The organism is Jatrophihabitans sp. (assembly GCF_036000465.1).
In the GTDB taxonomy this organism is placed as follows: domain Bacteria; phylum Actinomycetota; class Actinomycetes; order Mycobacteriales; family Jatrophihabitantaceae; genus Jatrophihabitans.
In genome coordinates this window covers 20,589-41,526 of the sequence record NZ_DASYFV010000070.1, presented here as the reverse complement: position 1 = coordinate 41,526, position 20,938 = coordinate 20,589, and the positions used below count along the sequence as shown (strand labels likewise).

Genomic DNA, 20,938 nt, shown 5'->3' with positions numbered 1-20,938 from the left:
CACCCGTCACGACGTGGCGACCGGTCCGGTCAGCGCCGCCACGAACTCGGGTCGGTGCCGGCCGCCGGGTGTCGGCACCGACGGCCGGGTGTGGCCCCAGATCGTGAGCCACCAGCCGAGCGCGGCCACGCCCTGCCCGGCCGCTACCGCCCACAGCGCTCCGGAGACTCCCCCGACGAACGCGCCGACGAGGACCAGCCCGAGGACGAGAACGGTCGCGGCGACGTCGAGCACCATTGCCTTGCTCACCGCGCGGGTGCCGAGCAGTCCCGCCCGGGCCCCGGTGATCACGGCGAGCAGCAGGATCTGCACACCGGTCGGCAGCAGCAGGGGTTTGGCCGCGGTCCAGCTCGCGCCGAGCACGAGCACGCCGAGTCGATCGGGCAGGGCGAGCATCACGATCGTGTTCAGTGCCGCGACGCCGACGGCGAGGACCGAGATCTTGATCCCCTGCGTCCGTATGCGCGCATCATCGCGGGGGAGCCGGGAGATGCTCGACACTCCGGCGGCCACCGCCGCCACCTGCAGGGTCATGAAGGGGCGCACGAGGAGCACGGCCCCCTGCATGCCTCCCAACGCCCGCGGTCCGGCGATACCGCCGACGCCCGACGACGCCGCGAGCGCCGATCCCTGGGTGGTCGTGTACGAGATGAGGTAACGCCACGAGAACGGCCACGTGCTCCGCAGCCACGACAGGTCCAGTCTGATCGCCCGCACCGGTACCTGGACGAAGACCAGCACTCCGGCCACCGCGCCCGACCCGGCCCACGCGACGACGAACCAGGTGAGGGTGCGCGCGTCGAACGCGAGCAGCAGGGCGACGGCGACGCAGACGAGAACCAGCCAGACGGTATCGAGCACCATGGCCGAGGACGGCCGTTGCCGCGCGAAGCCCAGATAGCGACCGAAATCCTGCAGTACGAGCAACGGCGTGCACACGGCCAGCACCAGCAGGGCATCTCCGAGGCGGGCCTCCCACAGCCCCGCTCCGAACGATGCCAGGAAGAGCACCACACCGAGGCCGAGGCCGATCAGGATGCTCGTCCCGATCGCGTCCCCCGGCCGGTCCTGCGCCTCCTCCGGATGCACCAGCAGCGGATCGGACACCAGTGCCCGGGAGATCCCCTGCAGCAGCACGTAGACGAGGAACACGATGCCGAACAGGCCGAAGGATGCGACCCCGAGGAGGCGCGCCGCCAGGACAGCGATCAGCACGTTGGACGCGCCGGCGACGATCTGGTCGACCGTGATGACGCTCAGCTGACGCCCCATGGATCGCTTGTCGGGGGTCACCGTCATCCTCGCGTGGGTCGAGATGCGCGAAGCGCAGGCTCATGAGTGTCGCGCCCGGACGGCACCCGCGATCGGGTCCCGGCGTCGGCGACCGGTCAGATAGGTCAACGATCGCGCCGCCTGTCGGATACTGGCGAGGTCAGCCGTCGCGCCGCGCTTCGGCCGCCTCGACGGCGCGGTAGTAGCGCTCGGTGTCGGACAGATCCTCGCGGTGGAAGTACTTGAGTGTCTCGGGCAGCGTGCGGATCTCGACGGCCGGATTGCCGCGGTAGAAGGTGAGCTCCTTCGTGAGCTTCGTCGTGACGACGGATCCGGCCGACACGATGGAGCGCGCCGGCACCCGCGTGCCGCTGAGCAGGATGCAGCCCGACATCACCGCACACCGATCCCCGAGCTCGACCGGGCCCGTGGTCTGCCGGTCGCGGACGAGATCGAGGCTGTGGGTGAGCACCTGGGTGCGGAAGCCGGCGATCGTCGCGTGCTTGCCGAGGGTCACGGCGTCGGAGCAGTCGATCTCGTGCGCGTCGGTGATCTTCGCGAACGGCCCCAGGGCCAGCGTGGCGCGACGGTTCTTCATGTGCGCGAAGACCACCGCCGCCAGCGGGTGCGCCTCGATCCGGTTGCGGGTCGCGATCGACGCGCCCCGCTCGAGGATCAACTCGTCCAGGTGCCGGATCACGTTGAACGGCCCGATGCCGGAATCCGGACCCATCGTGACGTGTCGGACAACGATCAGGCTGCGCCCGATGTAGGCCGAGGGGTGCACGTCCCAGCCGAGGATCCGGGTGGCGATCAGCCGCCTCAACGAGGCCGGCACCACGACCATGAGAGCGGCCCAGGCAAGTCTCAAGACAACGCTCCGCTGGTCGATGGGGATCTGGGCGCAGCGTAGCCAAGGCGCCGCTCCGTCGCCTGTCGCGTCCGATCGTTCGACCTGCGAGGACCTCCGCACTGCGTCATACTCGGCACGGCGCGTGGCACCAGTGAAGGACGCCGCGCCGACGTCGTTCACCTGAGGAAGAGGACCCGAGCTTGAGCGTGGATCGCACCAAGGCCCAGCAGATCATCGCCACGTTCCTGCAGCGCGCCGGGAAGGCGCACGCCGAGCTGACCGACGACATCCCGCTCTACGGCGACGGCCTGCAGCTCGACTCGCTCGAGGCGGCCGAACTGTCCGCGCTGCTCGAGGACGAATTCGGTTCCGACCCCTTCTCGGCCGACGGCGACATGCCGGAGACGGTCGGGGACGTGCTGGCGTTCTACGAGGTCGCGTCGCGCGTCTGACGATCAGGCGGTCAGACCGCCGTCGACGACGATCACCTGGCCCGTCAGGTAGTCGTTGTCGGGCGCCGTCAGGAACTGCACCACCCGCGCCACATCGGCCGGTTCACCCAGGCGCCCCGCCGGTGTCCGCCGGGTGATCTGCTGCATCTGAGCCTCGTCGAGCCCGTGGGACATCTCCGTGCGCAGGTACCCGGGCGCGACGGAGTTGACGGTGATGCCGCGGGGCCCCAGCTCCCGGGCCAGGGCGCGGGTCATGCCGTCCAGCGCCGCCTTCGTGGCGCTGTAGACGGCCAGGCCCCGATAGCCGGACAGCCCGACTATCGAGGAGATGTTGACGATCTTGCCCGAGTGGCGCGCCAGCATCCGGCGGGAGACGAGCTTGGTGATGTGCAGGGTGCCCTTGAGGTTCAGGTCGATGACGATGTCGATGTCGTCGTCGCTGGCCAGGCCGAGCACTCCGTCCCGGGCGACGCCGGCGTTGTTCACCAGGACGTCGACCCGGCCCCACCGTTCGATGACGGCCTTGACGAAGGCGTCGGTCGCTGTCCGGTCGCTGAGGTCCACCTCCTGGAACAGCACGCGATCCGCCGTGTCGGGCGAGGCGCACCACGAGTCGACCTGGGGGGTCCGGGTGCGCGAGCAGGTCGCGACCAGGTCGCCGCTGTCCAGGTAGGACTGCACGATCCCGGCGCCCAGCCCTCGACTTCCGCCCGTGACGACGACAACGCGGGGTGTGCTCTGGATCATGATCTGCTTCCTCGAGTGAGCTTGTTGCCGGAGACATCGATGGTGGCAACGAATCTGATGCTGCGCGGTCGGGCGGCGGGGGGAAGGTCGCCAACCGCCGCGGCGATGGCGTCGCGGAGCGCATCCTCGTCGGCGCCCTCGACCGGGACGACCTCGATCGCCACGATCTGGCCCACCATCGCATTGGCGCGGCCGAAGGCCCGCACCACGGCGACACCGGGCACGGCGCTCACGCGATCCTCGATCGGCAGCGGGTGCACCTTGACCCCGCCGACGTTGATGACCTCGGACTTCCGGCCCTGGAAATGGATCCGGTCCCCGATCACCTCGACCAGGTCACCGGACGCGCGCCAGCCGGAGCCGGCCAGGGGTTCCTGGTCGAAGTAGCCGAGCATCGAGGACGCGGAGCGCACCCAGAGCTCCCCGTCGACGATCTTGAACTCGACGTCCCGCGCACCGTCGAGGACGCTCAGCGGAAGTCCGGCCTCGCCGTCCCGCACGCTGACGCTGAGGCCCATCTCGGTCGCCGCGTACAGCTGCGAGATGCGCGCAGCGGGGAAGGTCGACCGCAGCTGATCGATCAGCGCGGCCGGCACGGCCTCGCCGCCGAGGGTGATCTGGGCCAGCGACGGCGCGTTCCCACCGTCGGCCCGCAACTCGGCCAGCAGGAAACGCCAGAAGGTCGGCGTTCCGCTGGCGTGCGTCACCTGCGCGCGCCGCATCGCGTCCAGTCCGTCCCGGGGCTGGAAGGAGCGCCCGACGACGAGGGTGGCCTGCGCCGCCGCGACGTGGATCAGCATCTGCAGGCCGGCGAACTGGTTCAGCCCGTACGCCAGCAACCACCGTTGGTCGGGTGCCGGATCGATCCGTTCCGCCACCCGCAGCAGGCGTGACCATTCGTGCTGGGCGGCCTGCGGGGTGCCCGTCGTCGTGCCTGACGTCAGCACGAGCAGGCGCCGCGATGCGGGCGGCTCGTCGACGAGCCGGGGTCCGCCCACGAGTTCGTCGGGAGGTACGACCCCGGCCGTGTCGAGCGGCCGCGACGTCACGATCCGGTCGTGCCGCAACTGCCCCCGCAGCCCCTGCACCGTCTCGTCGGTCGCCGCGACCGGGTACAAGCACGCCTCGGCCCCGGCCAGGGACGCCCCGGCGAGCAGGACCCACGTGACGAGCGGGTCGTCCACCAGCACCGCGAGCCGCTCGATGCCCCGCTCTCGCAGGGCCCCGGCCACCGTCTCGGCCCGCTCGCACAGTTGCCCGAAGGTGACTTCACCCTCGGCGGTGACGAGCGCCGGATGCTCCGGCGCGTCGCGGGCCGCCCGTCTCAGCAGCTCGATCATTCGCCCGGAGACGACGCCGACAGCACGCCGTATCCAAGCGTGCCCTCGAGCCACAGCGACCGCAGGATCGTCAGGGATTCCTCGAAGTCGTCCACACTCGGGCGGCCCAGGATCGCCTCGACCTCGTCGCGGTGCCGGTCGACGTTGTCCTGCCACCGGTCGAACGTGGCCAGCGTCTCCTGCGTGATGTCGTCGCACCGGACATCGCCGAGCCCCGCCGCCTCGGCGTACGCGCGGTACTCCTCGAGGGCGTCCATGCGCGCGGCCCCGAAGGCCGAACGGAGCACCGCGAACTCGCGACGTCGTTCCCGCAGCTCCTGGAACGGGATCGGGCGGCGCCGGATGATGTCGCAGAGCACGAGCCGACCACCCGGCCGCAGCACCCGCGCGCACTCGCGCAGCAGGCCCGGGCGGTCGGGCATCAGGTGGGAGGACTCCATCACCCACACGCGGTCGAAGCTGTCCGGCGGCAGGCCGTTGTCGGTGCCGTCGCGCACCTCGAACGTTGCCGTGGCCAGTCCCTCGTTCCGGGCCCGTTCGGTAGCCGCGGCCACGCCCACCGCGCTCGTCGTGATGCCCAGCACCTCGACGCCGAACTCGCGCGCGAGCCGGGCCGCGGGCGCGCCGGTGCCGCACCCGACGTCGAGGACGCGCTGCCCCGGCTCGAACCCGGCGGCCTCGATCATCCGTGCCGTCAGCTGCGCGGTTGCCGTCGCGAGGTCCTCGTCGCCGGAGCGGAACAGTCCGTAGTGCAGTTCCTCGCCGAGGAGCAGACCCCAGGCGGCCGTGACCCGGTCGTAGTGCGCCGCCGGCGCGTGCGTGTCCACCGTCATGCGGGCCGTCAGGCCGACTTGCGCCAGTAGGCCCCGAAGCCGTCGATGTCGACGATCTCCTCGGCGATGCCGTGCGCGGCGCGGTAGTCGTCGATCGCCCGGCCGCACTGCGAGGCGTGGCTGCCGTAGTCGTCGACGATGCAGAAGCCACCCGGGGAGAGCTTCGGGTACAGCGCCTCGATCGCCTGCTGCGTCGACTCGTACATGTCGCCGTCCAGGCGCATGACCGCGAGCTTCTCGACCGGAGCGGTGGGCAGCGTGTCCTTGAACCACCCGACCAGGAACTTCACCTGGTCGTCGAGCAGGCCGTAGCGCTCGAAGTTGTGCCGGACGATGTCCACGCCGACGGCGAGGCCGGTCTGCTTGTGCAGGCGGTCGCCGGCATCGGCGGGATAGCGGGCGGCGTCCGGCGGCGGCAGCCCCTGGAACGAGTCGGCGACCCACACCGTGCGGCTCGTGTCGTCGAACGCCTTGAGCACGCCGCGCATGAAGATCGTCGCCCCGCCGCGCCACACGCCGGTCTCGATGAGGTCGCCCGGGATCTCCTCGGTGACGACGGTCGAGACGCAGTGCTGGATGTTCTCCATCCGGCGCAGCCCGATCATCGAGTCGGCGCGCGCCGGCCAGTCGCGGCCCACTTCACGCAGCGAGGGGTCGTACGGCTTCTTGTACGCGAGCTCGAAGCCGAAGCGGCCGGCCGCGCGCCCCACGTAGTCGGCCAGCGCCTTCTTGCGCGACGGCGACCCCTGCGTCCGCACGCCGCCGAGGATCGAGTCGTTGTCCTCGGTGACCGCGCCCGTGAGGGTTCGCTTCAGCAGGTCCAGGTACAGACCGCGCGTGAAATCCGTGCGAGTTTCCGATGTCGTCACGCGACGAAGTTAGCAGCAGATCGAGGGGCCAGCCACTCGTCGGACAGGTCGACGTGAGCCTTCTGGCACGGCGTGAACCACGCCGAATCCACACCCGGATTCGCTCGTTGAACCAGGCGAGAGACATGTCGTCCGCGGTGCGCCGGCACCCCTGCGAGTCAGGAAATCCGCTCGATGACCGAACCTGCGTACTGCACGATCCTGGCGACCAATTACCTGCCCAAGGCCCTCACCCTCGCCGACAGCCTCCTCCGGCACGGCAGCACGATCCCGCTGACGATCTTCCTCATCGACGCGACCGACGAGACCGACCTGCCACCGGTCGACGGCGTCCGGTGGATGACGCCGTCCTCGCTCGACCTGCCCGAGCGCACCGTCCTCGCCCTCGCGATGTCCTACGACCTGGTCGAGTTCGCCACGGCGGTCAAACCCCTCGTCCTCATGTCATTGCTCGACGAGCACCCGCGGGCGGGCTACCTCGACCCGGACACCTGGGTCACCTCGCCGATGCTCGAGCTCGGACCGGCCCTCGACGCCGGTTCGGGCATCGTGCTCACGCCGCACTACCTGGACCCGACCCCGACCGGCAGTGACTTCTCCGAGGGGCACCTGCTCGCCGTCGGCGTGTACAACCTCGGCTTCTGCCTGGTCGATCGGCGGGCCCGCGCGTTCCTCTCCTGGTGGTGGGGCCACCTGAGTGTCGAGTGCCTGCACGACCCGGTCGCCGGGTTGTTCGTCGACCAGAAATGGGTCGACGTCGGCAGCGTGCTCTTCGACGCCACCCCCCTTCGCCATTACGGCTACAACGTGAGCGTGGCCAACCTGCACGAGCGGCCGATCACGACCGACGCCGACGGCTACTACATCGCCACCAACGACGACCGGCTGCGGCTGTTCCACTTCCACGCCTTCGACACCAGCCGGCCCGAGGAGCTCTCGACCCGGATGGACGCGAGCACCGCCCACCTGCGCGCGGACAACAGCGCGGTCGACGCGATCTGCAAGGAGTACGCCGCGATCCTGATCGAGAAGGAGGCCCAGGTCGGGCCGCCGCCGCCGTACCGCTACGGCATGGACACCACCGGTCGCCGGGTCACCCGCCGCATGCGGCACGCCTACCGCGTGGCCGCCCTCGCCGACCCCGAGGGCGTGCCGTCACCGTTCATCGCCGCCGAGGCCGCGGAGTACGCCCGCTGGCGCCGCAGCTCGTGGCGGCTCGCCACGCGACTCATGCTCTCCGACGTCGCGAAGGGCGTGCGCTGCGCGCTGCCCGAGGAGTACGAGTCGGTCAAGCGGGCGCTGCCCGGCGTCACGAAACGCCTGCGCGGCCGGATCGTCGAGGACTCGGGAATGTGGGGCTGACGCCCCGGTTCACGTCCCGGCGACGAGCCGGGAGCGGATCGCGCCGGCGGTGCGCTGCCAGGTGAAGGCGCGCGCGTGCTCGACGCCGGCCGCGACGGCCTCGGCCGGCCGCGCGAGCGCGCGATCGATCGCCGCGGCGAGGTCTGCGGGCGACGTCCCGGCGGCCACGACCGCATGGCCGCCGGTCACCTCGAGCAGTGCCGGGTCGGAGGAGATGACGACCGGGATCCCCAGCCGGAGCGCCTCCACCGCCGGCAGGCCGAACCCCTCGAAGTCGGACGGGAACAGGATCGCGCTCGCCCCGGCGAAGAGGGCGGCGAACTCCGCGTCGTCGAGCCACGGCATGAGTTCGACCCGCTCGTCGATGCCGAGCGTGCGGACGAGGTCCTGGGCGGCGTCCCGCGCCGTGCCGCCGAGACCGCAGATGCGCAGCACCACCGCATCATCGGCACCGCCGGCGTGCTCGGCCCAGGCCCGCAGCACGCCGTCGACGTTCTTGTTCGCGAAGTGCCCGAACGCGAGCACGTAGCGGCGCGAGGCAGCCGACCCGCCTCCGCGCCAGCCGTCCGCGTGATCGGCGCCCAGCAAGGCGGCGAACGACTTCTCGGCCCACCGCGGCCGCCGCCGGACGAGGTCGTGGCGGGTGCGCTCGGAGATGCAGGCGAGCGCGTCCGCGCGCCGGAACGACCAGCCGTAGAGCAGCCGGCGGGCGAGGCGCCGCGCGGGCGAGAACTGCTCGGGCCGCAGCTCGTGCCGGAAGTCGTAGACGATGACCGCGTGCGGGCACGGCGCCCCCAGGAACGCGCTGGCGGTGACGCCGGACAGCAGGGCGTCGGCGCCGAGCCGTCGGCAGGCCCGGCGCACGTCGACCGACTGCGCGGCCAGGCGGCCGAGCGTGGAGTCGAGCCGGCGCTCGGTGGTCTCGACCGTGACGCCCGCCGGTACCGGAAACTCCGGCGACCGCCCGGCGAGCACGACGATCTCGTCGTCCGGCCACCCGGCGACCCAGCCGGCCAGGACGTTCCCGACGACGATCGCGGCGCTGCCCTGCTGCACGGCGATGGCGTCGACGACGAGCCTCATGCCGACCACCGCACCGGATCGATCAGTACGCACCCCGCGACCGCAGGACCGCCCACACCGTGCGCAGCACGATGGCGATGTCGAACCCGAGCGACCAGTTCTCCACGTAGTAGAGGTCGAGGCGCACCGCTTCGTCCCAGGGCAGGTCGCTGCGCCCGCTGATCTGCCACAGACCCGTCATACCTGGTTTCACCAGCAGCCGGCGGCGGACGTCGGTGTGGTACTTCTCGACCTCGTCGGGCAGTGGCGGGCGCGGACCGACCAGCGACATCGACCCGCCGAGGACGTTGAGCAGCTGCGGCAGCTCGTCGATCGAGAACTTGCGGATGAACCGCCCGACCGGGGTGACCCGCGGGTCCTGGCGCATCTTGAACAGCACGCCGCCCTGGACCTCGTTGTCGGCGAGCAGTGCGGCCCGGCGCTCGGCGGCGTCGGAGTACATCGAGCGGAACTTCCAGACCGTGATCTCGCGGCCGTGGATGCCCATCCGGGTGCTGCGGTAGAAGCCCGGCCCGCGACTCGTCACCCGGACCGACGCCCAGACCACCAGCAGCAGAGGGGCGACCAGCAGCACCATGACGCCGGCGCCGATCACGTCGACCGCCCGCTTGGCGACGCGGGCGAGACCGGTGAACTGCGGCTGGTCGACCCACATCAGCGGCAGGCCCTCGACCGGGCTGACGTGCACGCGAGGACCGGCGACCTCGGTCAGGCCCGGCGCCATGACCATCGCGCGCCCGGTGCCCTCCAGGGCCCAGCCGAGCTCACGGATGCGGCGCGGGCCGAGCCCCGAACCGGCGACGGCGACGACATCGGCGCCGACCTCCTCGGCCAGCGCGGCGGCGTGCGCGACATCGCCCAGCACCGGGACGCCGGGGGCCACCTCTTCAGCGGTGGCCACGTCCTCGACGCAGGCGCCGATCACGACGAGGCCGGCGCTCGGGTTGCGCCGGGTGGCGTCGATGAGGTGCCGCACGGATTCGCTGGTGCCGACGGCGAGGATCGCGCTCGTCCACTCACCGCGGGCGCGTCGCTGGTTCACGCCCCGCCGGACGCAGTAGCGGGTGAGCGCCTGCAGCACCACCCCGAGCGGGATGACGATGGCGATGAAGGTGCGGGCCACCAGCATGTGCGAGAAGTAGGCGACGATGGCCGACGAGCCGGCGAGGTTGAGCGCGGCCCGCAGCACGCGTTGCACCTCGCGCGCGCCGGTCGAGACCTGGCGGAGCACGTAGGCCCCGACCAGCTGCAGGCAGAACAGCCAGCCCGCGGTGATCACGAGGCTGAGCAGCAGGAGGCTGACCAGGTCGCCCCGGGTCGGGAGCCCGGTGAGCACGCCGAAGCGGATCGAGTACCCGATCGAGGTCGCGGTGAGCGCGCTCAACACGTCGCCGACGACCAGCATCGTCACGTAGCGGCGGGTCCACTGCCGGATGGGCGGGCGCGGGGTGAGCGACGCGGTCGCCGCCCGGCGCCGAGCCGCTTCGATCCCCGCCTGGCGCGAGCGCGGGCCGGCGGTCGGGGTCGGCGTGTCGAGGGGGACCTGCTCGAGTACGTAGTCCTCGGAGCCGGCACCGAAGAGGGTGCCGGTCATGAGGCGATTCGGTCGGCGGCGGTGGGGTCCTCCACCCGGGCCGGCATGGGGGTCAGCCCGGAGCCCTTCCGGCCCAGCGCGGTGTGCAGCACCTGCTCGAACGAGTCACCGATCCGGGCGATCGCGAAGCGGGTCTCGGCCAGGTCGCGAGCCGCCTGCCCGATGGTGGCGAGGCCGTGCGGCCGGTCGACCGCGTGACGCAGCCACTCGGCGGCGTCGGCCGCGCCCTGCGCTGTCGGGGCACCGACGAAGCCGCCGATCCGGGCGACGTCCTGGGCCGCCGGATTGCCGACCGGCACGAGCGCGGCGATGGGGCGGCCGGCGGCGAGATAGGTGAGCACCTTGCTGGGCACCGAGAAGTAGGCGGCGTCCGGCTCGAGCAGGGCGAGGACGACATCGGCGCTGGCCAGCATGTCGGAGAGCTCGGCGGCCGGCTGGTAGCCGACGATCTGCACGTCCGGGCGCGAGCCCGCAGCCGCCGCCAGGTCGTCGGCCCCGACCCCCTCCGAGGCGACGACGAGGTGCGCGTCGATCCCGCGGGCCTTCGCCGCGTCGAGGATGTCCAGCAGCAGCAGCGCGTTGTGCTTGCGTCCGAGCGTGCCGGCGTACATCAGCCGGACGGCCTTCTCCGGCAGGTGGTGCGCCCGGGCCCAGGCGTTGTCCCGCGCGCCCGGCGTGATGTCGTCGAGCGGGGCCCAGTTCGGGATGACCTGCACGTCGTCGCGGGTGACGCCCCAGCGGTGGTACTGGTGCACCATGGCCTCGCTGATGGCCACGACGCTCGACGCGGCGTGCACCTGCGCCCGCTCGAGGCGTTCGACGGCCGAGCGGGCGAGGTCGGCGAGCGGGCCGGGGAGCTTCCGCGCGGCCTCGGCGCCGACGCCGAGGCTGTAGAGATCCTGGTGCCAGAGCACCCAGGGCTGACCGGTGCGGGCGAAGTGCCGCTTCATCCGCGACAGCGCGAACAGCGGCACGTTGCAGGCCACGACGACGTCGGCCGGCTCGCGCTCGAACGAGGCGCGCCAGGTCGAGGCGTAGTCCAGCTCGAAGCGGGTGCGCCCGACGGGCGAGTACTTCACCATCGGGCGGCGGCACGTCACGCCCTCGATCCGCAGCGTCGCGGGGTCCGCGGCCTCGACCTCGAGCCGACCCCGACCGGTGACGAACTGGGTGCTGTACGTGTGCCGGACGTGATGACCACGCCCCGCGAGCTCACGGGACAGCTGGACCTGGAAGGGGTGGCCGCTGAAGTCGTGCACGTTCAACCGCATGCCCCTACCAACGAGTACGAAGAATGGAGGATGCGGTCGTTCACACCGGAATCTGAAACACGGACTTTACGGGACAATGTGACCGTCCACCGACGCGAGTGCTGTCCGCGGAGGCTCGTAGCCGATACTCGTGGCGTGCCGTTCCACGTCCTCTACGTGTGCACCGGCAACGTCTGCCGGTCGCCGATGGCCGAGCTGCTGTTCCGATCGTGGACGTCGCCGGACGCCGATGTCGTCGTGACGAGCGCGGGCACCGCGGCCCTGGTCGGGGCACCGATCGACCATTCGTCGGCGTCGATCCTGACCCGGCTCGGCCTGGATCCGACCCGGCATCGCGGCCGCCAGTTCGAGCCCGCGATGGCGCTGGGCGCCGATCTCGTCCTCACCGCCGAGGTCGGGCACCGCGACACGGTGATGACGGCGGCCCCGAGCGCCTTCCGGCGCACGTTCACGATGAAGGAGTTCGCCCGGCTGGCCCGCCGGAACGAACCCGGCGAACCGCGCGCGGTCGTCGAGCTCGCGGCGCGGGCCCGCGGGACGGAGAGCCCGCGCCCGCGCCACGACGACGAGGTGGCCGACCCGTTCGGCACCGGCGTCGCGCAGACCCGCCCGATCGCGCAGGAGGTCAGCGACACCGTGCACGCGACGCTGTACGTCCTGTCGCTGCTGCCCGAGCAGCGCCCCCGCCCCTCGCCGGCCGGCCGTCGACCGCAGCCGGCCCGGGCGGCACCCCGCCGCCCCCGTCCCCATCGGAGTTGATCATGACCGACCTCCCCCCGAAGATCCGCGTCGTCGGCGATCCGGTCCTCGCCACGCCGACGCGTCCGGTCGAGGAGTTCGACCAGAACCTCGCGACGCTGATCGAGGACATGTTCGCCGCGCTGGCGGTCGCCGAGGGCGTCGGCCTGGCCGCGCCGCAGATCGGCGTCGACCTCGCCGTGTTCGTCTACGACTGCCCCACCGGCCCGGACACCTCGGCCCGCGGGCACGTCGTCAACCCGAGCATCGAGACCAGCGGCGACCTCGACGTCCAGGACGAGGGGTGCCTGTCGGTCCCCGGTCCGTATCACGAGCTGGGCCGGCGTACCCATGCGACGGTCCGCGGCGTTGACAAGGACAACAACCCGATCGAGGTCAGTGGCGAGGGGTACTTCGCGCGCTGCCTGCAACACGAGACCGACCACCTGAAAGGCGTCCTCTACATCGACCACCTGCCGCGCAACCGCCGGCGACGGGTGCTGCGCGAGATGGAGCCCTTCGAGTGGAACCAGGCTCACGACGACGCTCGGTGACCGGACGGTCCTCGGCCCGACCCGCGACAGGAGAACACCGCGCGATGCAGTCCGCTCAGCAGCTCGGCTGGAACGAGGTCTTCGACCAGGAGAAGTCGGGGTGGGACAGCATCGTCCCGTACCTCGGCGTCGCGCAGATGCTCGCGGCCCAGGCGACGACCATCGTCGACGTCGGGTGCGGGCGCGGGTCGATGGCCGACGACTCGCCGGACGAGGTGTTCCACGACCTGCGCGGCCCGCAGCGTCGGGTCATCGGCATCGACCTCGACCCGGTTGGCGAGCAGAACCCGCTGATCGACGAGTTCCGCCCGATCGGCGAGGACGGACGCTGGCCGCTCGACGACGCCTCGGTCGATCTCGGCGTCAGCGACTTCGTGCTCGAACACGTCGCGGACGGTCCGGCCTTCGTCGCCGAGCTCACGCGCACGCTGCGTCCCGGTGGGGCGTTCGTCGCCCGCACGGTCAGCCGCTACTCGCCGCTGTCCGCCGTCGCCCGGACCGTGCCGAACGACCGGCACGCCCGGTGGTTGCGCGTGCTGCAGCCGCGTCGCAAGGAACGCGACGTGTTCCCCACCGAGTACCGGATGAACACCGAGCGGCGCCTGCACGAGCTCTTCGACGCCGACTTCGAGCTGGTGGTCCTGCACCGGGTCGGTCTCGAGCAGTACCTCCTGCGGTGGCCGCGAGTGGCCCGCACGGTCATGGCCGTCGAGCCGCGCCTGCCGAAGGCGCTGCAGATGACGCTGGTGATCTACGCGCGGCGCCGCTGACGCCGCCGCGCCTAGCGGTACAGGTAGTGCATCGGGTTGGACCGGCCTGACGCCGACGTTGCGGTGAGCACCGCTGTCCCGGCGTCGTGCGCCGGCATGGTCACGGCCAGCCCGGTGGCGCCGAGCGACTCGAACGTCGCGGACCGGCCGTCGACCAGCACGGCGGTGACCCCGGCCAGATCGCGGCCGGTGACGACGACGCGGTCGCCGCCCTGCGCCGGGCCGGACCACGGGGCGAGCCCGGAGAGCAGCGGAGCCCCGATGTAGGTGACCGTCGAGCGCGCCGTGCCCCACGGGTTCGACACCGCGATCGAGGCGGCACCGGAACCGTGCGCGGGCAGCCGCACGACCAGGCGCGACGCCGTGCGCTGCGCGAAGTCGTAGATCGTCGTCCCGCCGATGGTCACCGTGGTGGCCTGGTCCAGCCGGCTGCCGGTGATCGTGACGTAGCCGCCCGTCGTCCGCAGCGAGGTCGTCGAGGTCACGAGGGGTCCGGCGGCCTGGCGTCCGGTCGAGGTGGGACGGGTGGCTCCGCGGAAGCTGCCGCTGCTCGCGATCACGTCGGCGAGCGCCGAGCGCATGATCCGCGTGCCGCTCTGCTCAGCCTGCACGACGGTCCCGTGTCCGGCATAGACGGCGACATGCCCGATGCCGTTCGCGATGTAGGCGGAGAAGAACACGAGGTCGCCGGGCATGAGCTGCCCGATCGACGGGTGGAAGCCACCGGCCCGCCGGTACTGCGTGCCGGCGTAGTGGGCCATGCTGCGGTAAGGCGCCCAGGCGTTCAGGGTCAGGCCCGAGCAGTCGAAGCCGATGACGTGGCAGTCCAGGTCGCCGCCGTTGTGCGCGCAGACGCCGGCCGTCGGGGCGGTGCCGTTGCCGCCGGCCCACGAGTACGGCAGGCCGAGCCACGACTCGGCCCGGCGCAGCGCGGTGGCGCCCATCGCGGCGGTCCAGCCGCGGCCGGCACGGGCGGTCGCCACCCGATGGTGGGACGCCCGCACCCGGGCCGAGATCGACTGCTCCTGGCGGGCCGAGAGGCCGCCGTAGATCGGGGTCGTCATCGCCGGCCGGCTGAAGACGAACTTGTCGGCGTTCGTGCCGGTCGAGGTGCCGACGCCGGTCACGACCTGCACGTGCACGGTCGCGTACTCGTGGAACGGCACCCACACGGTGAGGGTCGAGTCCGACACCAGGTGCACGGGGCCGGCGTCGGTGCGCCCGAAACGCACCGCGCGGACATCGGAGAGGTTCCGGCCGCGGACGGTGAGGCGGTCACCGCCCCAGTACACGCCGTGATGCGCGGACAGGCCGGTCACGACGGGCCGGGCGGCCGCGTCGGCCGGGGTGGCGGCGCCGGCGGCGAGCAGGGTGAGCGTGAGAAGGGCGCACAGCAGTGCGCGGACGTGCGTCATCGGGGGATTTCCTAGCGGACGAGCAGCGGGGGGCGCCCAGTCTCACATAAACTCCGCGTTATGTCGATCTTCGACGCCCCGGTCGGATCAGCCGACGAGCAACTCCGCGATCTGCACCGCGTTCAGCGCCGCGCCCTTGCGCAGGTTGTCGTTGCTGACGAACAGGGCCAGCCCGTTCGGCGCGCCCGGGTCCCGCCGGACGCGGCCGACGAAGGACGGGTCGGCGCCGGCGGCCTGCAGTGGCGTCGGGACGTCACTGATCTCGACACCGGGCGCCCGCGCGAGCAACTCGAGCGCGCGGGCGACCGAGAGCGGCCGCTCGAACTCGGCGTTGATCGACAACGAGTGCCCGGTGAACACCGGCACACGCACGCAGGTGCCCGACACGAGCAGCCCCGGGATGGCGAGGATCTTGCGCGACTCGTTGCGCAGCTTCTTCTCCTCGTCGGTCTCGAACTCGCCGTCGTCGACGATCGATCCGGCCATCGGCAGCACGTTGAAGGCGATAGGACGCACGTACTTCTGCGGCTCGGGCAGCGCCACCGCGCTGCCGTCGAAGGCGAGCTCGGCCGCCTTGTCACCGGCGGCGCGCAGCTGGCTGTCGAGCTCGGCGATACCGGCCCCGCCCGATCCGGACACGGCCTGGAAGGTCGAGACCACGAGGCGGGTCAGCCCGGCCTCGTCGTGCAGCGGCTTGAGCACCGGCATCGCAGCCATGGTGGTGCAGTTCGGGTTGGCGATGATGCCCTTGGTGGCGTTGTGCACCTCGGCGCCGTTGACCTCGGAGACGACGAGCGGCACGTCGGGGTCCATGCGCCAGGCCGAGCTGTTGTCGATGACGGTCGCCCCGGCAGCGGCGAACTTCGGCGCCAGCTCCTTCGACGTCGAGCCGCCGGCCGAGAACAGCGCGATGTCCAGGCCGCTCGGGTCGGCCGTCGCCGCGTCCTCGACCCGGACGTCGACGCCCTCCCAGGGCAGCGTCGTGCCGGCCGAGCGGGCGGAGGCGAAGAACCGGATCTCGTCGACCGGGAAGGACCGCTCGGCGAGGATCCGCCGCATCATGGTGCCGACCTGGCCGGTAGCGCCGACGACTCCGACCCTCATCGCCCGGTACCTCCGTAGACCACGGCGGACTCGTCCTCGGTGCCGAGCTCGAAGGCGTCGTGGACGGCGCGGACGGCGGTGTCGAGATCGGTGTCGCGGCAGACGACCGAGATGCGGATCTCCGAGGTGGAGATCATCTCGACATTCACGCCGGCGTCGGCGAGCGCGGTGAAGAACGTGGCCGAGACGCCCGGGTGCGAGCGCATGCCGGCGCCGATGAGCGAGAGCTTGCCGACGTGGTCGTCGTAGAGCAGATCGGAGAAGCCGATGCGCTCCTGCACGCGACGCAGCGCGGCGAGCGCGGTCGGGCCGTCGGTCGACGGCAGCGTGAACGACACGTCGGTGCGGCCGGTGCCGCCGGTCGAGATGTTCTGCACGATCATGTCGATGTTGATCTCGGCGTTGGCCAGCTCGCGGAAGATCGCGGCCGCCTCACCGGGCTTGTCGGGCACGTCGACGACGGTCACCTTGACCTCGCTGCGATCGTGCGCGACTCCACTGATGATCGCCTGTTCCACGGAGAGCTCCTCGATCGAACCTTGGACGGTGGTGCCGGGCTTGGCCGAGTACGACGAGCGCACGTGCATGGCCAGCCCGTAGCGTCGCGCGTACTCGACGCTGCGCAGGTGCAGGATCTTGGCGCCGCACGCCGCGAGTTCGAGCATCTCCTCGAACGTCACCGTCTCGAGCCGGCGGGCGTTCGGGACGATCCGCGGGTCGGCGGTGTAGACGCCGTCGACGTCGGTGTAGATCTCGCAGACGTCGGCCTTCAACGCGGCGGCGATCGCGACGGCGGTGGTGTCGGACCCGCCGCGACCGAGCGTCGTGATGTTCATGGTCTCTTTCGAGAACCCCTGGAACCCGGCGACGATCGCGATGTTGCCCTCGGCCACCGAGTTCTCGATACGCCCGGGCGTGACGTCGACGATGCGGGCCTTGCCGTGTACGGACGTGGTGAGCACGCCGGCCTGCGAGCCGGTGAACGACTCGGCCTTGTAGCCCAGCGAGTTGATCGCCATCGCCAGCAGCGCCATCGAGATGCGCTCGCCCGCGGTGAGCAGCATGTCGAACTCGCGCCCCTCGGGCACCGGCACGATCTGCTCGGCGAGGGCGATCAGCTCGTCGGTCGTGTCACCCATGGCCGACACGACCACGACGACGTCGTGGCCCGCCTTCTTCGTGGCGATGATCCGCTCGGCGACCCGCTTGATGCGCTCGGCGTCGGCGACGGACGAGCCGCCGTACTTCTGCACGACGAGACTCACGCCCGACCTCGCTTCGCTCGGACCGCGCGGCGGAGCCCCAGGCCCATTGTTCGCTCGCACGCGAGACTCACAGACAGCTACCCCTCGAACGACGCGGCGGAGCCTCCAGGATACCGGGCCCCGCGTCCGCCGTTTACGCCGACGCTGCGTCCGCGAGCAGCTCCCGGAAGTAGTCGACGGTCAGCGAAAGGCCCTTGTCCAGGTCGACCCCGGGCGTCCAGCCCAGAATCTCCTCCGCCCGCGTGGTGTCGGGACGCCGCCGCGTGGGGTCGTCGGCCGGCAGCGGGTGGTGGGTCAGACCGCCGGACCCGTTCGTCAGGGCCACGACCTTGCGGGCCAGCTCCTCCATCGTGAACTCGCCCGGATTGCCGAGGTTGATCGGGCCCGTGACGTCGTCGGGCGAGTCCATGAGCCGGATCAGGCCCTCGACCAGGTCGTCGACGTAGCAGAACGAACGGGTCTGCTGCCCGTCACCGAAGATCGACAACGGCTGACCCATCAACGCCTGCACGATGAAGCTCGAGACGACCCGGCCGTCGTTGGGCAGCATCCGCGGGCCGTAGGTGTTGAAGATCCGCGCGACCTTGATGCGCAGCCGGTGCTGGCGGTAGTAGTCGAAGAACAGCGTCTCGGCGCAGCGCTTGCCCTCGTCGTAGCAGGAGCGGATGCCGACCGGGTTCACGTTGCCCCAGTAGCTCTCCTCCTGCGGGTGCACCGCCGGGTCGCCGTACACCTCCGACGTCGATGCCAGCAGGATCTTCGCGCCGGTGCGCTTGGCCAGACCGAGCATGTTGATCGAACCGTGCACGCAGGTCTTCGTCGTCTGCACCGGGTCGCGCTGGTAGAAGACCGGCGACGCCGGGCAGGCGAGGTGGTAGATCTCGTCGACCTCGACGTACAGCGGGAAGGTGACGTCGTGGCGCATCAGCTCGAACCGCTTGTGTTCCAGCAGGTCCTCGATGTTCTGCCGGGTGCCCGAGTAGAAGTTGTCCACCACCAGCACCTCGTGACCGAGCTCGAGCAGGCGACGGGTGAGGTGCGATCCGATGAACCCGGCGCCGCCGGTCACCATTACGCGGCGCGGGCGGAGGTCGACGAGCGCCGCGGGGTCCGGTGCGTAGGTCATGCGGGTGTCCTCCTGGTCGTCACGGTCTTCATCCGACGCACACCGTCACGGCCCACGGTCCTTTCGAGGTATGGCTGGACTGCACGCGGCCGTCGACCATGAGCGTGCAGGTCACATAGGTCGCGTACGGGGATGCCTGCGCGCCGATCTCGGCCACCACGCCGTACCCGTGGGCCACGGTGTGGATGATCGCGGGCGACTGGACGTTGCGTTTGGCGTAGCGGTCGGGATCGCCGCCACGCACGATGTAGCCCATCTGGACGATGGCGGCGTCGGAACGGACGACCATCGTCACCGCGCGGGCCGGGGCGCCGGCGGCGTCCAGCGACGTCGACTGCGGCAGGTCGGGGACCAGCTGCGCGGCCAGGCTCGCACCGGGACGCGCGGCCGGTGTCGCGCCGGCCGAGGAAGCCCGCGACGGCGAGGCCGGCGGGTGGGGGAAGCCGTTCGGCAGGGCCGGCCCCGACTGCGCCGGCAGGCTGATCGAGGCGGCGTCAGGCCCGTTGACGTAGTGCGCGAGCAGCAAGACGAACAGCACCACCACCAGGCCTGCCAGGACAGGCTTGTAGCGACGTCGCGCGAGCCGGATCACGGGTCGTCCTCCCGGGTCGGGTGACGCGGCCGGATCGCGCGCCCACCGAGGACAACGAGGAAGCCGCCGGTGCGGTACGCCGCGGGCGACCGGACGTGCGGCTCAGTTCTCCGCGAACGCCGCCTCCAGCAGGTCGAGGCCCTCGTGCAGGAGGTCGTCGCCGATCACGAGCGGCGGCAGGAAGCGCAGCACGTTGCCGAACGTGCCGGCGGTGAGCGTGATCAGGCCGCTGCGGTGGCAGGTGGCGGAGACGGCGGCGGTCAGCGCCGGGTTCGGCGTCTTCCTCCCGCCTTCGACCAGTTCGACGGCGAGCATCGCGCCCCGACCGCGGACGTCGCCGATGGTGTCGTACTTCTCGGCGAGCGCGGACAGCCGCGGCAGCATGATCGACTCGATGCGCTTGGCCGAACCGGCGAGATCCTCGGCCGCCATCGTCTCGATCGAACCGAGCGCGGCGGCGCAGGCCACCGGGTTGCCCCCGTAGGTGCCGCCGAGTCCGCCGGTGTGCACGGCGTCCATCATCTCGGCGCGCCCGGTCACCGCAGCCAGGGGCAATCCCCCGGCGATGCCCTTGGCCGTGGTGATCAGGTCGGGGACGACCCCCTCGAACTCGCAGGCGAACCAGTCACCGGTTCGGCAGAAGCCGGTCTGGATCTCGTCGGCGATGAAGACGATGCCGTGCTCGGTGCACCAGTCGGCGACGCGGGCGAGGAAGCCGGGGGCCGGGACGATGAAGCCGCCCTCGCCCTGGATCGGCTCGATGAGCACGGCGGCTGTGCGCTTCTCGCCGACCTGGGCGTGCACGTTCGACACGAAGGTCTCGAACGCTTCGTCCGCGCAGTTCTCCGGGCCGGTCGGCCAGCGGTACGGGTAGGCCATCGGCACGCGGTGGATCTCGCCGGCGAAGGGGCCGAAGCCGTCCTTGTAGGGCATGTTCTTGGCGGTCAGCGCCATCGTCAGGTTGGTGCGCCCGTGGTAGGCGTGGTCGAACGCGACGACGGCCGAGCGGCCGGTGTGGTGCCGGGCGATCTTGACCGCGTTCTCGACCGCCTCGGCGCCCGAGTTGAACAGCGCGCTGCGCTTGTCGTGATCGCCCGGCGTCACCTCGTTCAGCTTCTCGGCAACGGCGACGTAGCCCTCGTACGGCGTGACCATGAAGCAGGTGTGCGTGAAGTCGGCAACCTGTTGCTGCACTGCCTCGACCACGCGCGGGGCGGCGTTGCCGACCGAGGTGACGGCGATGCCCGAGCCGAAGTCGATGAGCTGGTTGCCGTCGACGTCGACGACGATGCCGCCGCCGGCCCGCTCGACGTACACCGGCAGGGTCGTACCGACCCCGCTGGCCACCGCCGCGCTCTTGCGCGCGTGCAGCACCTGCGAGCGCGGCCCCGGGATCGCCGTGTTCAGCACGCGCTTCTGCTCGACCGTCATGCGTCCGCTCCGTTCCTTGCCCTGACCGTGATGACGGCGATGACGTCGCCCTCCTGAATGGCGTCCCCGGGGGCGACGGCGATCTCGGCGACCACCCCGTCGACCTCGGCGAGCACCGGGATCTCCATCTTCATCGACTCGAGCAGCACGACCATGTCGCTCGGCCCGACGGTGTCGCCGACCTGCACGGCGACGGAGTGCACGTTCGCGACCATCTCCGCACCCAGCACGTGGGTCAGGGCTGCGTTCATACGCTCAGCTTGCCAC

Annotated in this window: 21 protein-coding genes; 5 read left to right on the top strand and 16 right to left on the bottom strand. The window is 71.3% G+C overall.

Annotated features, from left to right (window positions below; all coding sequences use genetic code 11):
* Nucleotides 1-6: 6 nt before the first annotated feature.
* On the bottom strand, nucleotides 7-1,293 hold the full coding sequence (locus VGN18_RS19140) for an oligosaccharide flippase family protein (RefSeq protein WP_327541321.1): 1,287 nt from the start codon (nucleotides 1,291-1,293) through the stop codon (nucleotides 7-9).
* Between the two features lie 139 nt (nucleotides 1,294-1,432).
* Complete coding sequence (locus VGN18_RS19135) at nucleotides 1,433-2,143, bottom strand: hypothetical protein (RefSeq protein ID WP_327541320.1); 711 nt, start codon at nucleotides 2,141-2,143, stop codon at nucleotides 1,433-1,435.
* A gap of 188 nt (nucleotides 2,144-2,331) precedes the next feature.
* On the opposite strand from VGN18_RS19135, the gene VGN18_RS19130 reads away from it, so the two are divergent.
* On the top strand, nucleotides 2,332-2,577 hold the full coding sequence (locus tag VGN18_RS19130) for an acyl carrier protein (RefSeq protein ID WP_327541373.1): 246 nt from the start codon (nucleotides 2,332-2,334) through the stop codon (nucleotides 2,575-2,577).
* 3 nt (nucleotides 2,578-2,580) lie between these two features.
* Here VGN18_RS19130 and VGN18_RS19125 read toward each other — a convergent pair whose 3' ends face one another.
* From VGN18_RS19125 to VGN18_RS19110, 4 genes are read right to left on the bottom strand one after another with little or no spacing between them, the layout of a single operon-like run.
* On the bottom strand, nucleotides 2,581-3,324 hold the full coding sequence (locus VGN18_RS19125; RefSeq protein ID WP_327541319.1) for a 3-oxoacyl-ACP reductase FabG: 744 nt from the start codon (nucleotides 3,322-3,324) through the stop codon (nucleotides 2,581-2,583).
* A complete protein-coding gene (locus VGN18_RS19120; RefSeq protein ID WP_327541318.1) occupies nucleotides 3,321-4,664 on the bottom strand; it encodes a class I adenylate-forming enzyme family protein in 1,344 nt (447 codons plus the stop codon). Before VGN18_RS19120 ends, VGN18_RS19125 begins: the two co-directional genes overlap by 4 nt.
* Nucleotides 4,661-5,497: an SAM-dependent methyltransferase gene (locus VGN18_RS19115; protein WP_327541317.1), complete on the bottom strand. Its 837-nt coding sequence runs from the start codon at nucleotides 5,495-5,497 to the stop codon at nucleotides 4,661-4,663. The genes VGN18_RS19120 and VGN18_RS19115 overlap by 4 nt, the downstream gene beginning before the upstream one ends.
* Before the next feature lie 8 nt (nucleotides 5,498-5,505).
* On the bottom strand, nucleotides 5,506-6,366 hold the full coding sequence (locus VGN18_RS19110; protein WP_327541316.1) for a TylF/MycF family methyltransferase: 861 nt from the start codon (nucleotides 6,364-6,366) through the stop codon (nucleotides 5,506-5,508).
* A gap of 174 nt (nucleotides 6,367-6,540) precedes the next feature.
* Here VGN18_RS19110 and VGN18_RS19105 point away from each other — a divergent pair, with 174 nt between their 5' ends.
* On the top strand, nucleotides 6,541-7,728 hold the full coding sequence (locus VGN18_RS19105) for a hypothetical protein (RefSeq protein WP_327541315.1): 1,188 nt from the start codon (nucleotides 6,541-6,543) through the stop codon (nucleotides 7,726-7,728).
* A gap of 9 nt (nucleotides 7,729-7,737) precedes the next feature.
* On the opposite strand, the gene VGN18_RS19100 is transcribed toward VGN18_RS19105, so the two are convergent.
* From VGN18_RS19100 to VGN18_RS19090, 3 genes are read right to left on the bottom strand one after another with little or no spacing between them, the layout of a single operon-like run.
* On the bottom strand, nucleotides 7,738-8,811 hold the full coding sequence (locus VGN18_RS19100) for a glycosyltransferase family 1 protein (protein WP_327541314.1): 1,074 nt from the start codon (nucleotides 8,809-8,811) through the stop codon (nucleotides 7,738-7,740).
* A 22-nt stretch (nucleotides 8,812-8,833) separates the two neighbouring features.
* Nucleotides 8,834-10,405: a sugar transferase gene (locus tag VGN18_RS19095; protein ID WP_327541313.1), complete on the bottom strand. Its 1,572-nt coding sequence runs from the start codon at nucleotides 10,403-10,405 to the stop codon at nucleotides 8,834-8,836.
* A complete protein-coding gene (locus VGN18_RS19090; protein WP_327541372.1) occupies nucleotides 10,402-11,664 on the bottom strand; it encodes a glycosyltransferase family 4 protein in 1,263 nt (420 codons plus the stop codon). Before VGN18_RS19090 ends, VGN18_RS19095 begins: the two co-directional genes overlap by 4 nt.
* Before the next feature lie 147 nt (nucleotides 11,665-11,811).
* Between VGN18_RS19090 and VGN18_RS19085 the strand changes: the two genes are divergently transcribed.
* From VGN18_RS19085 to VGN18_RS19075, 3 genes are read left to right on the top strand one after another with little or no spacing between them, the layout of a single operon-like run.
* On the top strand, nucleotides 11,812-12,435 hold the full coding sequence (locus tag VGN18_RS19085) for a hypothetical protein (protein ID WP_327541312.1): 624 nt from the start codon (nucleotides 11,812-11,814) through the stop codon (nucleotides 12,433-12,435).
* Nucleotides 12,436-12,437: 2 nt separating this feature from the next.
* Nucleotides 12,438-12,968, top strand: a complete 531-nt coding sequence (gene def, locus VGN18_RS19080) for a peptide deformylase (RefSeq protein ID WP_327541311.1) — start codon at nucleotides 12,438-12,440, stop codon at nucleotides 12,966-12,968.
* A 44-nt stretch (nucleotides 12,969-13,012) separates the two neighbouring features.
* Nucleotides 13,013-13,738 carry a methyltransferase domain-containing protein gene (locus VGN18_RS19075; RefSeq protein ID WP_327541310.1) on the top strand — a complete coding sequence of 242 codons (726 nt, stop codon included), beginning with the start codon at nucleotides 13,013-13,015 and terminating at the stop codon, nucleotides 13,736-13,738.
* Nucleotides 13,739-13,749: 11 nt separating this feature from the next.
* Here VGN18_RS19075 and VGN18_RS19070 read toward each other — a convergent pair whose 3' ends face one another.
* The 7 genes from VGN18_RS19070 to VGN18_RS19040 all read right to left on the bottom strand — a co-directional run bounded on the left by VGN18_RS19070 (nucleotide 13,750) and on the right by VGN18_RS19040 (nucleotide 20,922).
* Nucleotides 13,750-15,153: an IPT/TIG domain-containing protein gene (locus VGN18_RS19070; protein WP_327541309.1), complete on the bottom strand. Its 1,404-nt coding sequence runs from the start codon at nucleotides 15,151-15,153 to the stop codon at nucleotides 13,750-13,752.
* Nucleotides 15,154-15,240: 87 nt separating this feature from the next.
* A complete protein-coding gene (locus tag VGN18_RS19065) occupies nucleotides 15,241-16,257 on the bottom strand; it encodes an aspartate-semialdehyde dehydrogenase (RefSeq protein ID WP_327541308.1) in 1,017 nt (338 codons plus the stop codon).
* Nucleotides 16,254-17,522: an aspartate kinase gene (locus tag VGN18_RS19060; RefSeq protein WP_327541307.1), complete on the bottom strand. Its 1,269-nt coding sequence runs from the start codon at nucleotides 17,520-17,522 to the stop codon at nucleotides 16,254-16,256. Before VGN18_RS19060 ends, VGN18_RS19065 begins: the two co-directional genes overlap by 4 nt.
* Before the next feature lie 133 nt (nucleotides 17,523-17,655).
* On the bottom strand, nucleotides 17,656-18,648 hold the full coding sequence (locus VGN18_RS19055) for a UDP-glucuronic acid decarboxylase family protein (RefSeq protein ID WP_327541306.1): 993 nt from the start codon (nucleotides 18,646-18,648) through the stop codon (nucleotides 17,656-17,658).
* A gap of 28 nt (nucleotides 18,649-18,676) precedes the next feature.
* Nucleotides 18,677-19,240, bottom strand: coding sequence for a hypothetical protein (locus tag VGN18_RS19050; protein ID WP_327541305.1), 564 nt, complete (start codon nucleotides 19,238-19,240; stop codon nucleotides 18,677-18,679).
* Nucleotides 19,241-19,342: 102 nt separating this feature from the next.
* Nucleotides 19,343-20,671 carry a 4-aminobutyrate--2-oxoglutarate transaminase gene (gene gabT / locus VGN18_RS19045; protein ID WP_327541304.1) on the bottom strand — a complete coding sequence of 443 codons (1,329 nt, stop codon included), beginning with the start codon at nucleotides 20,669-20,671 and terminating at the stop codon, nucleotides 19,343-19,345.
* Nucleotides 20,668-20,922 (bottom strand): biotin/lipoyl-binding carrier protein, encoded by a 255-nt coding sequence (locus tag VGN18_RS19040; RefSeq protein WP_327541303.1) that lies wholly within the window; start codon nucleotides 20,920-20,922, stop codon nucleotides 20,668-20,670. Before VGN18_RS19040 ends, gabT begins: the two co-directional genes overlap by 4 nt.
* Between the last annotated feature and the right edge of the window lie 16 nt (nucleotides 20,923-20,938).

Excerpts from the sequence above, each read along its gene's own strand:
- VGN18_RS19100 (WP_327541314.1), bottom strand. The coding sequence starts at position 8,811 with ATGAGGCTCGTCGTCGACGCCATCGCCGTGCAGCAGGGCAGCGCCGCG.
- VGN18_RS19095 (WP_327541313.1), bottom strand. The coding sequence starts at position 10,405 with ATGACCGGCACCCTCTTCGGTGCCGGCTCCGAGGACTACGTACTCGAG.
- VGN18_RS19040 (WP_327541303.1), bottom strand. The coding sequence starts at position 20,922 with ATGAACGCAGCCCTGACCCACGTGCTGGGTGCGGAGATGGTCGCGAAC.
- VGN18_RS19055 (WP_327541306.1), bottom strand. The coding sequence starts at position 18,648 with ATGACCTACGCACCGGACCCCGCGGCGCTCGTCGACCTCCGCCCGCGC.
- VGN18_RS19115 (WP_327541317.1), bottom strand. The coding sequence starts at position 5,497 with ATGACGGTGGACACGCACGCGCCGGCGGCGCACTACGACCGGGTCACG.
- VGN18_RS19120 (WP_327541318.1), bottom strand. The coding sequence starts at position 4,664 with ATGATCGAGCTGCTGAGACGGGCGGCCCGCGACGCGCCGGAGCATCCG.
- VGN18_RS19065 (WP_327541308.1), bottom strand. The coding sequence starts at position 16,257 with ATGAGGGTCGGAGTCGTCGGCGCTACCGGCCAGGTCGGCACCATGATG.
- VGN18_RS19070 (WP_327541309.1), bottom strand. The coding sequence starts at position 15,153 with ATGACGCACGTCCGCGCACTGCTGTGCGCCCTTCTCACGCTCACCCTG.
- gabT (WP_327541304.1), bottom strand. The coding sequence starts at position 20,671 with ATGACGGTCGAGCAGAAGCGCGTGCTGAACACGGCGATCCCGGGGCCG.
- def (WP_327541311.1), top strand. The coding sequence starts at position 12,438 with ATGACCGACCTCCCCCCGAAGATCCGCGTCGTCGGCGATCCGGTCCTC.
- VGN18_RS19075 (WP_327541310.1), top strand. The coding sequence starts at position 13,013 with ATGCAGTCCGCTCAGCAGCTCGGCTGGAACGAGGTCTTCGACCAGGAG.
- VGN18_RS19105 (WP_327541315.1), top strand. The coding sequence starts at position 6,541 with ATGACCGAACCTGCGTACTGCACGATCCTGGCGACCAATTACCTGCCC.
- VGN18_RS19125 (WP_327541319.1), bottom strand. The coding sequence starts at position 3,324 with ATGATCCAGAGCACACCCCGCGTTGTCGTCGTCACGGGCGGAAGTCGA.